General features: G+C 33.9%; 14 protein-coding genes. 13 read left to right on the plus strand and 1 reads right to left on the minus strand.

The features are described from left to right. The first annotated feature begins 48 nt into the window (after positions 1-48). From CLOLE_RS04050 to CLOLE_RS04100, 11 genes are all read left to right on the plus strand, one after another. Positions 49-1,698: a glycoside hydrolase family 13 protein gene (locus CLOLE_RS04050; RefSeq protein ID WP_013655798.1), complete on the plus strand. Its 1,650-nt coding sequence runs from the start codon at positions 49-51 to the stop codon at positions 1,696-1,698. Positions 1,699-1,862: 164 nt separating this feature from the next. Further along, complete coding sequence (locus CLOLE_RS04055) at positions 1,863-3,545, plus strand: PTS transporter subunit IIBC (protein ID WP_013655799.1); 1,683 nt, start codon at positions 1,863-1,865, stop codon at positions 3,543-3,545. Between the two features lie 2 nt (positions 3,546-3,547). Further along, the gene (locus tag CLOLE_RS04060; protein WP_013655800.1) at positions 3,548-4,339 is read left to right on the plus strand and encodes an endonuclease/exonuclease/phosphatase family protein; all 792 of its coding nucleotides are present in this window, start codon (positions 3,548-3,550) and stop codon (positions 4,337-4,339) included. A gap of 259 nt (positions 4,340-4,598) precedes the next feature. Further along, on the plus strand, positions 4,599-5,732 hold the full coding sequence (gene ytvI, locus CLOLE_RS04065; protein WP_013655801.1) for a sporulation integral membrane protein YtvI: 1,134 nt from the start codon (positions 4,599-4,601) through the stop codon (positions 5,730-5,732). After that, positions 5,710-6,552 carry a fumarate hydratase gene (locus CLOLE_RS04070; RefSeq protein WP_013655802.1) on the plus strand — a complete coding sequence of 281 codons (843 nt, stop codon included), beginning with the start codon at positions 5,710-5,712 and terminating at the stop codon, positions 6,550-6,552. The genes ytvI and CLOLE_RS04070 overlap by 23 nt, the downstream gene beginning before the upstream one ends. A 14-nt stretch (positions 6,553-6,566) precedes the next feature. Continuing rightward, a complete protein-coding gene (locus CLOLE_RS04075; RefSeq protein WP_013655803.1) occupies positions 6,567-7,115 on the plus strand; it encodes a Fe-S-containing hydro-lyase in 549 nt (182 codons plus the stop codon). Positions 7,116-7,132: 17 nt separating this feature from the next. Beyond that, positions 7,133-8,080 carry a signal peptide peptidase SppA gene (sppA, locus tag CLOLE_RS04080; RefSeq protein WP_013655804.1) on the plus strand — a complete coding sequence of 316 codons (948 nt, stop codon included), beginning with the start codon at positions 7,133-7,135 and terminating at the stop codon, positions 8,078-8,080. A 298-nt stretch (positions 8,081-8,378) separates the two neighbouring features. Beyond that, the gene (locus tag CLOLE_RS04085) at positions 8,379-9,677 is read left to right on the plus strand and encodes a phenylacetate--CoA ligase family protein (RefSeq protein WP_013655805.1); all 1,299 of its coding nucleotides are present in this window, start codon (positions 8,379-8,381) and stop codon (positions 9,675-9,677) included. 11 nt (positions 9,678-9,688) lie between these two features. Further along, entirely contained in the window at positions 9,689-10,987 is a 1,299-nt protein-coding gene (locus CLOLE_RS04090) for a phenylacetate--CoA ligase family protein (RefSeq protein WP_013655806.1), read from the plus strand. A gap of 19 nt (positions 10,988-11,006) precedes the next feature. Continuing rightward, complete coding sequence (locus CLOLE_RS04095) at positions 11,007-11,432, plus strand: amino acid-binding protein (protein WP_013655807.1); 426 nt, start codon at positions 11,007-11,009, stop codon at positions 11,430-11,432. 188 nt (positions 11,433-11,620) lie between these two features. Beyond that, a complete protein-coding gene (locus tag CLOLE_RS04100) occupies positions 11,621-12,004 on the plus strand; it encodes a nucleotidyltransferase substrate-binding family protein (protein WP_013655808.1) in 384 nt (127 codons plus the stop codon). A 224-nt stretch (positions 12,005-12,228) separates the two neighbouring features. Here the strand turns inward: CLOLE_RS04100 and CLOLE_RS04105 are convergent, their stop codons facing one another. After that, entirely contained in the window at positions 12,229-12,849 is a 621-nt protein-coding gene (locus tag CLOLE_RS04105) for a DUF4878 domain-containing protein (RefSeq protein WP_013655809.1), read from the minus strand. 82 nt (positions 12,850-12,931) lie between these two features. On the opposite strand from CLOLE_RS04105, the gene CLOLE_RS04110 reads away from it, so the two are divergent. Then, entirely contained in the window at positions 12,932-13,447 is a 516-nt protein-coding gene (locus CLOLE_RS04110) for a hypothetical protein (RefSeq protein WP_013655810.1), read from the plus strand. A 29-nt stretch (positions 13,448-13,476) separates the two neighbouring features. Further along, positions 13,477-15,513: a methyl-accepting chemotaxis protein gene (locus CLOLE_RS04115; RefSeq protein WP_013655811.1), complete on the plus strand. Its 2,037-nt coding sequence runs from the start codon at positions 13,477-13,479 to the stop codon at positions 15,511-15,513. Positions 15,514-15,598 lie beyond the last annotated feature (85 nt).

Genomic DNA, 15,598 nt, shown 5'->3' on the forward strand with positions numbered 1-15,598 from the left:
GAAATATTTTTTTAAGCAATCGTGAAACCGGTTGCACAGGAGGAAAAAATGAATTGGAGAAAAGAGGCCGTAGGCTATCAAATTTATCCTAGAAGTTTTATGGATTCAAATGGTGATGGCATTGGTGATTTACAAGGCATCATTTCTAAATTAGATTATATAAAAGACTTAGGGATTGACGTGATTTGGATTTGTCCTATGTATGAATCACCTAACGACGATAATGGTTATGATATTAGTAACTATCAAGGCATTATGAAAGAATTTGGAACCATGGCTGATTTTGATGAACTTTTAAGAAAGGTTCATGAAAAAGGTATGAAGCTTATTATTGATCTAGTACTTAATCATACATCAGATGAACATCCTTGGTTCCTAGAATCAAGAGCGTCTAAAGAAAGTAATAAAAGAGATTGGTACATCTGGAGAGAAGGCAAAGAAGGCAAAGAGCCTAACAACTGGGAAAGTATTTTCCATGGCTCAGCTTGGGAATATGATGAAGCGACAGATGAGTATTTTCTTCATTTATTTAGTAGAAAACAACCAGACTTAAATTGGGAGAATAAGGAAGTTAGACATGCACTATATGCAATGGTTAATTGGTGGCTAGATAAAGGAATAGATGGCTTTAGAATAGATGCTATTAGCCATATTAAGAAAGAACCAGGTTTATTAGATATGCCCAATCCAGAAGGACTTCAATATGTTTCATCGTTCGATAAGCATATGAATATAGAAGGAATTCATGATTTTTTAGAGGAGTTAAATAAAGAAACTTTTTCTAAATATGACATTATGACGGTAGGAGAAGCTAATGGCGTAAATGCCGAGGAAGCTAAGCTATGGGTAGGAGAAAAGAATGGCAAGTTCGATATGGTTTTCCAATTTGAACATCTTGATTTATGGGATACTGAAGGGGAGCAGAAGCTAGATGTGTTAGCTTTAAAGAAAGTACTTAGTCGTTGGCAAAACTCTCTTTATAAAGAAGGCTGGAATGCTCTCTTTATAGAAAATCATGATATTGTAAGGGTTGTTTCTAAATGGGGAGATGATGAGAAATATTGGGCAGAAAGTAGTAAAGCTTTAGCTATGATGTACTTTATGCAACAAGGGACACCTTTTATTTATCAAGGACAAGAAATTGGGATGACAAATGTTCATTATCCAGAAATCTTCTATTATAACGATATTGCAACCTATAATCGTTATATTAAAAATAGAGAAGAAGGCATGTTAAAAGAAGTGGCTTTAAAGCATGAGTGGGCAGCTTCAAGAGATAATGCTAGAACACCTATGCAGTGGGATGGTAGTGAAAAAGGCGGGTTTACCACAGGAGAACCTTGGCTTGCAATAAATCCTAATGTAAAAGCTATTAATGTAGCAAATCAATTAGAGGACTCACAATCTATTTTAAACTTTTATAAAGACTTGATTCGTATTAGAAAAGCAAATTCTACTTTTATAGAAGGAAAGTATGAGTTAGTCATGCCAGAAGACACTCAGCTTTACGCTTATACAAGAACAGATGATCATGGCAAGTTCCTTATTATTTGTAATCTAACAGGTGAAGAAGCTCAGTTTACGGCTGACTTTGATTTAGAAGATAGAGAATTACTTTTAAGCAATTATGAAATTCAGCAAGAGCATCAGCTGGAAGTAATAAGACCTTATGAAGCAAGACTATATTGTTTAAGCTAGCAGAAATATAAGAGCAGGTAATAAAAAGTAATAAGCAAAAATATAAGGTAAGAAATAAGAACATAAAAATAAGAGTAGTAAAAGCAGTAGAGAAGCAAAAGAGCTAGAAAAATACTAAGAATAGACTAGAAAGAGACTAGAAAGAGATAAGAGAGGAAGACAAAATGGAACAAACAGTAAAAAAAACAAAGCTATTTTCATTTGACTTTTGGCAAAAGTTTGGTAAGGCCCTTTTAGTAGTTATTGCTGTTATGCCAGCAGCAGGTATTATGATCTCACTCGCAAAGCTTTTAGGTATGTATGTGGATGTTAATTTCGTTCAAGTGATTGCAAGGGTAATGGAGGACATTGGTTGGGCCATTATAGGGAACTTACACATTCTCTTTGCAGTAGCAATAGGGGGATCATGGGCAAAGGAACGTGCAGGAGGGGCATTTGCAGCACTTCTAGCTTTTATACTAATTAATCGTATTACAGGTGCTATTTTTGGCGTGACAAGTGCTATGTTGGCAGAAGGAACAGCTACTGTTAATAGTTTACTTGGGGCACCAATGGCAGTAGGAGATTATTTTACTTCTATTTTGGGTTCACCAGCGCTTAACATGGGTGTATTTGTAGGGATTATTTCAGGTTTCTTAGGTGCTAATTTATATAATAAATACTATAACTTTGATAAATTACCATCAGCATTAGCGTTTTTTAATGGAAAACGTTTTGTACCTTTTGTAGTTATTCTTGGTTCAACGGTAACAGCTATGATATTATCTATAGTATGGCCATTTATTCAAGGAAGCTTAAATAGCTTTGGTGCATGGATTGCAAGTTCACAAGATACAGCACCAGTACTCGCTCCATTTATTTATGGCTGTTTAGAAAGACTTTTATTACCATTCGGACTTCATCATATGTTAACTGTGCCAATGAACTATACAGAGCTTGGTGGTGTTTATACAATGATTACTGGTTCTGCGGCAGGGCAAATTGTAGCAGGACAAGACCCATTATGGCTTGCATGGGTAACAGACCTTAACAACTTAAAAGCGGCTGGCGATATGACAGCTTATAACACACTCTTAACATCTATTACACCAGCTCGTTTTAAAGTAGGTCAAGTGATTCTTTCATCAGCTTCTCTTATCGGTATTGCTTTTGCTATGTATCGTAATGTAGATAAAGAGAAGAAAGCAAAATACAAAACGATTTTCCTATCAGCAGCATTAGCGGTATTTTTAACAGGTGTTTCTGAACCTATTGAATTCATGTTTATGTTTGTTTCACCTATTTTATATGTAGCTTATGCTATTATTACAGGAATTGGTTTTGCATTAGCGGATGTTTTAAATCTAAGAATTCATGCCTTTGGTTTCATTGAATTTTTAACAAGAGTACCAATGATGGTAAATGCAGGTATTGGACTTGATATTGTTAACTTTTTACTCACATGTGTTGCATTCTTTGGTATCAATTTTGGTATATTTAATATTCTTATTAAGAAATTCAATATTGCAACACCAGGGCGTAATGGCAACTACATTGACGAGGAAGAACCAGTAGTAGCTCAGGAAGCGAAAGTTACGACGCAAACAAGTAAGGCAAAGGAGTCAGTAGATGGGCAAGTAATGGCTATTATCGAGCTTTTAGGTGGAAGAGAAAATATCGTTGATGTAGATGCTTGTATGACAAGATTGCGTGTGACGGTTAAAGAGACAGCCAAAGTAGGAAGTAAGGAAGAATGGAAACAAAATGGTGCTCTTGGTCTTATTATGAAAGATAAAGGGGTACAAGCTATTTACGGACCTAAAGCAGATGTGCTTAAGTCTCATATTCAAGACGTATTAGGAGTATAAAGATGAAATTATTAACTTTAAACTGTCATTCTTGGCAGGAAGATCACCAATTAGATAAGATTAACTATTTGGCTAAAACCATCAAAGAAAACGACTATGATGTTATTGCACTTCAAGAAGTTAGCCAGCATATGTTAGGCAAGCAGTTTAAAGGTCAACTTAAAACAGATAATTATGTAGTTGTACTACAAGAAGCATTGCAGAAATTAGGAGTAAATCATTATGAGGTAGTTTGGGATTTTGCACACATAGGATTTCAAGTTTATGAAGAAGGCCTATGCCTTCTAAGTAAACATCCTATTATAGAAGAAGAAAGCTTCTTTGTTAGTCAGACTAAGGATACTTTAAACTGGAAATCAAGAAGGATTGTTAAAGCGACTATTAATTATAAGGGAGAAGAAATAGATTGCTATAGCTGTCACCTAGGATGGTGGGAAGATGAAGAAGAACCAGCTAAACTGCAGCTTAATAAACTAAATGCAAAGTTACATCCTAAGCGCAGGGCTTTCTTGTTAGGTGACTTTAATAATAATGCTAATGTAAGAGATAAAGGTTATGACTATATGTTAGGATTAGGCTGGAAAGATACGTATATGCTTGCCAAGGATAAAGATAATGGGGTTACTGTTCAAGGTAAGATTCATGGCTGGGAAGAAAATGCCGGAGGCCTTCGTTTAGATTATATCTTTACAAATCAAAAAGTAGAGGTTAGAAGTTCCAAAGTTATTTTTAATGGCAGTAATAAAGCTGTTATATCGGATCATCATGGTGTACAAGTAGAAATAGAATTATAAGGAAAGGCGTTTTAACGCATCAAAAGGAGGCTTATTTGCATAAGCCTCCTTTTGTGTTGTCCCAAAGCCGAAATTAAAAAATATAATTTATGATTCTTACATATTATCCAGTTATACTATAATAAAATTAATTTATGAGATGATTTTAATGAACCTTTTTCGGCTATATTTATACATAAGTGTGATGTAATTATAAAAATAAACTAAAGAAAGAATTAATAAAAATACATTTGTTAAAGAAGAAAGTGGTGAGAAAGGAATGCTAGAGGATAAACTAGAGGTGTGGTATGAAAAAAGAGGAAAAAAAGTAGTAATGATTTTAGTTATTTTACTTATTGCTTTTGTTATTATAAAGCTTAATATACTAGGTCTTTTTGCACCTTTTATTGTAGCATGGCTATTTGCTAGTTTGCTAAATGGTTTTGTAACTTGGATTAATAAGAAGACAGGACTTCCTAGAGCTTTAGGAACGATTTTAAGTATGCTAACCATTTTAAGTGGCGTTCTGGGGCTATTAACATTTCTCATTAAGAAGCTATGGGAGCAAGTGGTAGCTATTGCATATAATTTGCCTAGTTTAACAGAAGAACTGATTATGCAAGTTGGTCAATTAGAAGAACGTTTTTCAAGTTTTTTTGGAACAGGCAAGGCACCTAGTGCTATTAGTAATTTAGACCAGCTTATTGAACAAATTATGGATAAATTAAGTAGTTACTTAGGTTCAGTCATTCCTGTGGCATATAATGCAGTGTCTAAGGTACCAGATATCGTGCTTTTTACGGTAGTTATGCTAGTGGCAACCTTCTTTATGACCAAGGATTATTATAAAATAAAAGACTTTGTTAAAGCACAATTTTCTGATACTATTGTAGATAAGGTTGTCATTATGCAAAAAGGCGTTCTTAGTGCTATTGGTGGTTATGTAAGAACACAGGTGATTATGATGAGTATTACCTTTAGTATTTGTATGGTAGGATTGTTCATTTTTCAAGTGAGCTATACACTTTTACTAAGCGTCATTATTGCAATTGTAGATGCGCTGCCAGTGTTTGGGAGTGGTACTATTTTGATTCCATGGGCACTTTATAATTTGGTTACCGGGCAATACACTTTAGCTATTGGATTACTTTGTATTTATGGTATTATTTTTGTAACAAGACAAATTTTTGAGCCAAAGATTTTATCTACACAAATAGGTGTTTACGCACTTGTAACCATTATGGCGGTTTATATTGGTTATAGAACCATGGGATTTATAGGGCTTATTATAGGGCCAGCGTTAGCGGTTATTTTAAAGATGCTGCAAAATGTTGGGGCCTTACCCAAATTTAAGCCCATAGCGAAAACAGATAGTAGGGGAGAAAAAGTTCATGAGAAGCATTCTAGTAAGTGAAGTAACAGCAGCAGTTAAAAAGCTTTGTATAGAAGCTAATTATTATTTGCCAGATGACATTTATGCAGCACTTAAAAAAGGTGAAGAAGAGGAAATAAGTCCGGTAGGAAAAGATATTTTAACAGATATTTGTACTAATGCAGATATTGCAAAAACAGAAGATATTCCTATTTGTCAGGATACTGGAACAGCAGTTGTTTTTGTTAAAATTGGGCAAGAAGTACACCTTGAAGGGGGCTTATTAACAGAAGCCATTAACGAAGGTGTTAGACAAGGCTATACAGAAGGCTATCTTAGAAAGTCAATTGTAGAAAATCCACTTTATCGTGTTAATACAAAGGATAACACACCAGCTATTATTCATTATGAAATAGTAGAGGGAGAAAATATTGATATTATGCTAGCACCAAAGGGGGGTGGTAGTGAGAATATGAGTAAGGTATATATGTTAACACCATCACAGGGAGTAGCAGGTGTGAAAAAAGCTGTCCTAGAGGCAGTTACTTTAGCAGGCCCCAATGCGTGCTTGCCCGTAGTTGTAGGGATTGGGATTGGTGGTAACTTTGAAAAGTGTACTTTACTGGCGAAAACAGCACTTACAAGAGAAATTGGCAGTCATAATAAAGACCCACGTATGGCAGCATTAGAAACAGAATTACTAGAAGAAATTAATAAACTAGGTATTGGACCACAAGGATTAGGTGGCGTCGTAACAGCTTTAGCTGTACATATTGAAGATTATCCTTGTCATATTGCCTCTATGCCATTAGCTATTAATATGGGCTGTCATGTCAATAGACATAAACATGTGAGATTATAGGGGGAGTAAGGGAAATGAGTAAAATAGTAAATGTACCTATTACAAAAGAGAAAGCAAGAAGTTTAGTAGCAGGAGAAAAATTACTTTTAAACGGAACTATTTATACAGCTAGAGATGCGGCGCATAAACGTATAATTGAAGAACATGAGGCAGGTAAACCTTTCCCAATGGATATGAAAGATGTAGCCATTTATTATGCTGGTCCAGCACCTGCTAAACCAGGTCAAGTAATAGGAAGCTGTGGTCCTACAACTAGTGGGCGTATGGATGCGTATGCACCTACTTTTATGGCATGGGGAGAAACCCTGATGATTGGTAAAGGCCTTAGAAATGAAGCTGTTATTGAAGCAATGAAGAAAGAAGGTGCTGTTTATGTAACAGCTATAGGTGGTGCTGGTGCACTCATTTCAAAATGTGTGAAGCAAATGACTTGTATTGCCTATGAAGATTTAGGGGCAGAAGCTATTTACAAGCTTGAAGTAGAGCATTTACCCGTTATTGTAACCATTGATAGTAAGGGAGATAATTTATATGAAACAGGAAAGACCAAGTACTGTAAATAGAAGTTGGAGGTTCCAAGGTGGAAAAAAACAGATATAAAAAAAGAATAAGTGGGCCAGTAGTGGGCATTAGCATTATCATTGGTATTATTGTATTTGTTAACATTTGGGGGGCAGTTATTAGTGGTCTAACAGGAACAGAAAGTAAAATGCCTAGAGTAGGTAATGTCATTGATACCATTTATGTACAAGGAACGATTGCAGAGGGTGAAATGAATTATAATCATGCTTGGACGATTAATCGTATTAATGAGCTAATGTATGATAAACAAAATAAAGGGATTTTCTTATATGTTAATTCGCCAGGTGGTGGCATTTATGAATCGGATGAACTTTACTTAAAGCTTAAAGAATATAAGGAAGTTACCGAAAGACCTGTTTATGCTTACATGGCACAAACAGCGGCTTCTGGTGGTTTATATGTTTGTATGGCGGCAGATAAAATTTATGCCAATCGTATGACAATGACAGGATCTATAGGTGTTATTATGTCAATGACAGATACCACTGGCTTGCAAGAATTATTAGGCATTAAAACTGAAAATATTGTTTCAGGTGAGAATAAAGCCATGGGTAATCCTTTAACAGATGAACAAAGACAAATTCTTCAAACGATGATTGATGAAAGTTATAACATTTTTGTAGATGTGGTGGCAGAAAATAGAAGTCTGACCGAAGCGAAAGTAAAAGAATTGGCTGATGGTAGAGTGTATTCTGCATTACAGGCAAAGGATTTAGGATTAATTGATGAAGTAGGTTCGGTAGAAGATGCCATGCATGCCATGATGAGTGAAAATCAGCTAGAAAGTTGTGGTTGGTATAGCGAAGATGCACCTACTGTGGGGTTATTAGATATGCTTTTAGGTGCTAAGACGGAAAGTAAAGATTTACTAAGCCAATTTAGTGAGATACAAAAGTATATTGAAGTGAATAAAACGCCAAGGTTAATGTATTATTACGGGAATTAAAAAACTCGCCAATAAAAGTGTAAAAAACATTTTTATTGGCGAGTTTTTTAATAAGAGATTACTTAATTACTTTCTTGTGACAGCGTATGTAGTTTTTGTAAGAAAAGAGGTGAATAACTGATATGAAGAAATATTAAGTATAAAAATACAGTATACTTTTAAATATGCAAAGATTTTATGAAAAATAGACTAAATATTATGTTTAATATGTAATATTATATTATTGATACATAAAATAAAAAATGTTAGAATTTTTAGGTGTATGTCATAGTAAACAGGAGATATAAGGAGGTACCAAATGGGTTATTGGCAGAAAGAAGAAACAATGAGTTTAGATGAAAAAAAGGTACTACAAGGGGAAAGGCTTATTCAAACTGTAGAAAGTGTATATAAAAACGTACCTTTTTATAAGAAAAAAATGCAAGACATGGGTATCGAGCCTGGTGATATAAAAAGTATAGATGATCTTAGCAAACTTCCTTTTACAACCAAGCAAGATTTAAGGGATAATTATCCTTATGGTTTATTTGCAGTGCCCATGGAAGAAGTTGTTCGTATTCATGCCTCATCAGGTACCACAGGAAGACCAACAGTAGTAGGTTATACTAAAAATGATATAGACATGTGGGCAGATATGGTAGCAAGATGTTTTACTGCTTATGGTGTAACAAAAAAGGATATCGTGCAAGTGGCTTATGGCTATGGCCTCTTCACAGGTGGTCTAGGTGCTCATTATGGTGGCGAGCATTTAGGCGCAACAGTTGTTCCTATTTCAGGTGGTAATACAAAAAAACAAATTCAATTGATTGAGGAATTTGGAAGCACTGTTTTAGCTTGCACACCATCTTATGCTTTATACATAGGAGAAAGTATGCGTAATATGGGGATTGACCCTAGAAGCACCAATTTACGTGTAGGTATATTTGGGGCAGAGCCTTGGACAGAAGAGATGCGAGCAGAAATTGAAGATTTGCTAGGTATACAAGCTATGAATATTTATGGACTGAGTGAAATCATGGGGCCTGGTGTAGCATTTGACTGTGAGGAAAAGAATGGCCTTCATGTCAATGAAGATCATTTTGTACCTGAAATTATTCATCCAGACACTTTAGAAGGACAACCTTATGGCAAAGAAGGAGAATTAGTATTTACTTGTGTGACTAAAGAGGCATTACCACTTCTTCGTTATAGAACAAGAGATTTAACAAGTTTGCAAGGTGGTACTTGTAGCTGTGGTAGAACTTTAGTACGTATGGGCAGAATCACAGGGCGTAGTGATGATATGCTAATTATTAGAGGCGTTAATGTATTCCCCTCTCAAATTGAAAGTGTTATTCTAAAAGTAGCAGAGGTAGCACCTCATTATGTTCTTATCGTAGAGCGTATTAATAACCTGGATACTTTAGAGGTATGGGTAGAAGCTAAGGAAGGGTTATTTACAGATGCCATTAAATCTCTAGAAAAAGTAGAAAAACATATCACAAGTGAATTATTTAGCTTATTAGGACTTCATGTAAAAGTCAAGCTAGTTGAACCAAAAACAATTGAACGTAGCGAAGGAAAAGCCAAACGTATTATTGATAAAAGAAAAAAATAGGGGTGATGGTTGTGATATGGCAGAAAGAGGAGTGTTTATCTAGAGACGAAATGAACCAGTTACAAAGTGAAAGATTAATTGCAACAGTTGAACGTGTCTATGAGAATGTGCCTTTTTATAAGAAGAAAATGGATGACATGGGGCTAGAAGTAGGAGATATTAGAGGCATAGAAGATTTATCTAAATTACCTTTTACAACTAAGCAAGATTTAAGGGATCATTATCCATATGGATTATTTGCAGTTCCTATGAAACGAGTAGTTAGAGTTCATGCTTCTTCAGGAACTACAGGTAGACCTACTGTAGTAGGTTATACCAAGAACGACCTAGACATATGGGCTAATTGTATCGCACGTTTTTATACAGCTATGGGGGTAACAGATGAAGATATTATTCAAAATGCCTTAGGTTATGGCTTCTTTACTGGTGGCCTAGGATTCCACTATGGTGCTGAAAAACTAGGGGCAACTATTGTCCCTATCTCTACAGGTAACTCTAAAAAGCAAATTCAAATCATGCAGGAATTTGAAAGTAACGTTTTGATTTGTACACCATCCTATGCCTTATACCTAGCTGAAACCATTAAGGGAATGGGACTTGATCCAAGAGAAATGGGGATTAAAGCAGCACCATTAGGAGCTGAGCCTTGGAGCTATGAAATGCGAAATCAAATTGAAGCTGAGTGGGGAATGAAGGCACATGATAGCTATGGTTTAAGTGAGGTCATTGGGCCGGGTGTAGCTTTTGAGTGTGGTATGCAACAACATTTACATATTAATGAAGATCACTTTGTACCTGAAATTGTAGACAGAAATACACTAGAGCCTCTTGAACCAGGAAAAAAAGGTGAATTAGTATTTACTTGTATTACTAAAGAAGCACTTCCACTTCTTCGCTATCGAACCAAGGATATTTCTAGTTTAGTGACTGAACCTTGTGCTTGTGGTAGGACAACCGTGCGTATGACTAAGTGTGATGGACGTACTGACGATATGCTAATTATTAGAGGGGTTAATGTATTCCCATCACAGATAGAAAGTGTTCTGCTTAAATTAGGTCAGACAGCACCACACTACGTTCTTATTGTAGATCGTACGAATAACCTAGATACCCTTGAAGTATGGGTTGAAGGTAAGGAAGATGTTACATTCGTTGATGGCATGCGTTATATGAAGGAAATCGAACGGAGAATTACAGAAGAAATTAAAAGTGTTTTAGGACTTCAAGTTAAGGTGAAATTAGTGGAACCTAAGACGATTGAACGTAGCGAAGGAAAAGCAAAGCGTATCATCGATAAGCGTCCTAAATAGTATTAAAGGAGGAATAAGTATGATTATTGAACAATTATCTGTATTTATTGAGAACAAATCAGGCAGACTTTATGAGGTTATGGCTATTCTAGGAGACAACGATATTAATGTGTCAGCATTATCAATTGCAGATACATCTGACTATGGCATTGTAAGACTTATTGTAAGTGATCCTCACAAAGCTTTAATCTTATTAAAAGAACAAGCTTTTTCTGTACAAATCACACCTGTTATATGTTGTAAGGTTCCTAATAAGCCAGGGGGATTAAAGAAAATGCTAGCTTACCTTTCAGAAGATAATATTAGCATTGAATATATGTATGCTTTCTCAATAGGAAGTGATGCTTCTATTATCTTAAGAACGGAAAGTTGTGAAAAAACAATAGAAAGTCTTTGTAGTCATCAAATGGAAATGATGAAAGCTTGCGATATTTATCAAATTTAGTAACAGAGCTTAATGTGTAGTTAAATATGCACTAAACATTAAGCTTGTTTTTTTGTCTATACTAAAAAATACAATAAAATGAATGTAAATAAGTATATAAAATAAGAAATTTTATATAAAAATATACAAAGTTAAAAACAATGATGTTATAATGATATAAAATTAATGTCGAAACAGGGGGACAGGCTATGGAAACAACATTTTGTAGAGAAGGTAAATCATTAAGCTATGCAGAATTAACACAAATGTTAGGAAACATGATAGAAAAAAATATTTTAGGTGAATTGGACCAAGAAGCCTTAGAAAAATTTTATTTAAGACTTTTTGAAACTACTTATGCTAAAATAAGAGACTATTTAGAATTAAAAAATTATAAGGTTGTAAATTATAGGCAGGGATTACTAACGGCATCACAAGTTAAACTTATAACAAAGCCAGAGGTATGGTATGAGGCTTTAGAAAGAAAGAATCTCATTGATCAAGGAAAAACAACAGACCATTTAAGGCGTTTTATCATTGATACTTACTATGAAGAAATGAGAGTTCTATTAAGTGTATTAGGTGAGAAATAAGGTTTATATTATTTGAGTAAATCAACTTATTATACAATATATGGAATTAATGTATGCTATTCTTTGTATAAAATATAGCAATTGATAATGAGTCTTTTATATAAAAACAACAAGAAAATCAACTTAAACAGTAAAATAATTTATTAAATATTTGTAAAAATGATGATACAATAAAACAAAAGATATAAAACTCACTAGAAAATTTTCCAGTGAGTTTTATATGCTTATTTGATAGTATTGATGTCATTATTAATTTCTTCAATAGTATTAATAATATTACCAGACAGTGCGTTAAGCAATTCTCGATTTTCACTAATCTTATCTAACTTCCAAACATCATCTTCTTTAGTTAAAGCAATCATAATTGCTTGGCGAAAGGTTTTTTCACTCTTTGAAATGTCAGCCAAGATTGTCTCTTCAGCTTTTTGTATAATTTCCTCATCTTTGGCACCATCAAAAGTCATTTCTAAATCCGTTTTGAGATAGTCTAAAATAATGTTTTGAAAAGCACTACCTAAATCATAGCATTGTAAACTAACAGTTACACTAGCTTTGTTTTTGTCATTAGGATCAATTTCTACTTTTTTAATGGTATAACTAAAGTCAGCTAGTTTATTAAAGAGTTCATTTGCTACTGCGGGAGAAATAGCTTCTATTTTGTTTTTAAAGTTAGGTAAGTTATCTAGATTCTCACTATAGTAAGCTTTAGCACTAGCATAATTTTGCTGCTGAAGCGCATTAAGAAAATTAACAACTGTTTCACCAGGCTTCTCAGTTTCTTGTTTGGAACAACTTGTTAAACAAAATATGAGCAGAATAAAAATAAGCAAGTATTTCTTTTTCATAAATACCTCCAATAGAATATGATTTATGTTTAATATTTACCAAATGTAATAAACTTATGAATGGAAAAGGAAAGAAGGAAAAATGAAGAGGATAAAAATAATTTTTGTCTTAAGTTATATAGTTAGTTTAAGTTTGTTTTTATCAGGATGCCAGCAAGATGCTAGCATCAAGGTATTGCAGCAATTTATAATTAAACAAGTGCAATGTGAAACTTATAAAGAAGCTCAAGGTGATGAAGCTATTTTAAAAAAAAGTTTCTCGGAATTTTTTACAGAAGAAAGTTACAAGAAGTATTTGGATGATGTAGTAGGTTATATGTATCCACAACTCTATTATCAAACAAATGCAGATCAGGTAAAAATAAAAAGTGTTGTATGCAAAAGTGTTACGAAACAAGGTAATGAATTAAAAACCTATACCTTTGAAGTTAATTATCAAATTATTCCAGTAGAAAAAGAGGGGGAAAAGGTAGAAAAAATTGCCATGAGTGATCAAACACAAATAACAATAGATAAAAATAATAAAATCACAGAAGTGGTTCTACTTAATACCAGTGATATTATTGCAAAATTATTTTTAGATATTAAAGTGCAGTAGTAATAAAAGAAAACGAAGGGAGATTTAGCATGAAGGAAGGAATTAATGGAAGTTTAAAAGTGCGCAAACCATCTACTAAAATCATGGAGAAGGGAAGTAAAACACGTAAAAAATCTATTAAATCAAGGCTAATTATATCCTACGTTTTATTTGCAGCTATTCCACTACTCATTGTAAATATGGTGGCATCAGGAAGATTTACAACTACCTTAAGAAATACGAGTAAGCAGCTTACAACAGAAATGGTAAAGCAAGCAAGATCTAATCTTAATTATTTTACAAATGATATTCAAAAAAATGTCTCTAAATTTATCTTGAATAGTTTAAATGATACGAGTGATAATTTACTTAATAAATACATATCAGCAGAAGATAGTAATAAAAAAATGGCAGCGCTAAATGATATTAGGAAGCTTTTAGCTGGTATTACCGCTATTGAGAAGAATATAAGCGGTGCAATGATTGTACAAAAAGATGGAACAGTATTAGGAACTGTGGGGACCTTAAGTGAAGAAGAAAAGAAAGCCTTTGGAACACTTGAAGTATCAAAAGATGGCCTATGGTATAGAGATGGAAAAGATAATATCTACTATTTGCAAGCAATTAAAAATAGCCTTACAGGTCAAGATAATGGTTATTTTGTAGCTGGGGTGAATATGGAAGGTTTAGAAGATGATTTAGTTAATATTGAGCTGTTCAATGGTGCGAATGTATATGCAGTAGATGAAAAAAATACTATTTTATGTGGCAAGTCTCCAGAGACTTTAAGTGATGCATTAAACACACTTCTAGCAACTAAGGAAGAAGTAAGGAGTGAAATTGTTAATAAAACCTTATATGCATATGCAACCTCTGATAATGGTTGGAAAATCATTGCTGAAATACCAGAAGCAGCACTTACTAGTTCAGTTAAGAGTGTTAACCTATTAGTATGGGGATTGGTAAGTATTATAGCTATATTAGCTGTACTAGTAGGTTATTTGGTTTCTAAAGGCTTTACTTCATCTATTATTGAATTAATGAAGAAGATGAAAGCGGCAGAGGGTGGAGATTTAACGGTACAAGTAGAAGCAAAAGGTCAGGACGAGATGCACATGCTTTGTGTAAGCTTTAATAATATGATTGTTAATATTAAAAAGCTAATTGAAGAAACTAAGGATGTGATTCATACAACCTTAGAAAATGGAGAAGTATTAAGTAGCAATACAGAAAAATCTGTTGAGGCCTTTGAACAGCTTGCAACGTCTATTGGGGATATAACAGCAGGTTCAACAAGACAAACAGAGGATGCAGCCACTAGCTCTGTAGTTATGGAGGCTCTATCAAGCAGCATTCAGCAGGTAAGATCTAATACACAAAATGTATTTGAAAATACTAAGGGTGCAAGACGTATGATTGAGGATGCTACAGATAGTATAGAACTCCTTAATAAAACTATGGTTTCTTCTATTAGTATGTCAGACGAGATTAAAGCAAGTATTCTGGAATTAAGTATGTTAACTAAGAGTATAGAACAAATTATGAGCTTAGTGGATGGTATTAGTGAACAAACTAATTTATTAGCACTTAATGCAAGTATTGAAGCAGCAAGGGCAGGGGAAGTAGGTAAAGGATTTGCTGTAGTTGCACATGAGGTTAGAAATCTTGCAGAGCAATCTAAACAATCTACAGGGAATGTAAGAGTAACATTAAATACAATTCAGCAGCAGACAACTCAAGCAGTTCAACTGGTAACCAAGTCCAATGCTATTTTTAAAGAGCAAGAACATGCTGTACAAAAAGCCTATAATGCTTTTAATGAGATAATCGATAGACTTAAAAATATTGACACAGAATTAGGACTAGTAAATCATCAAGCCATAGATATGCAACAATTAAGAGATGATATGAGTAGTAAAATTGAAAGAATTACCATGGTAACAGAAGAAAATGCCTCAGCCACTGAAGAAGTAAATGCCTTAAGTGAAGAACAAAAGAATGTTATGAAGAAGCTTTCAGCAATGGCATTGGAGCTTAATAAAGTGATGGATTGCTTAGATAAGAGCGTTAAACATTTTAAAGTATAAATTTTTCTAGTGGATAAGATAGGTCAAGTATAAATAATTAGAAAAAATAAGAAAAATATAAGAAAATCTATTCCCTTAACTAAAA

Source organism: Cellulosilyticum lentocellum DSM 5427 (assembly GCF_000178835.2).
Taxonomy (GTDB): domain Bacteria; phylum Bacillota; class Clostridia; order Lachnospirales; family Cellulosilyticaceae; genus Cellulosilyticum; species Cellulosilyticum lentocellum.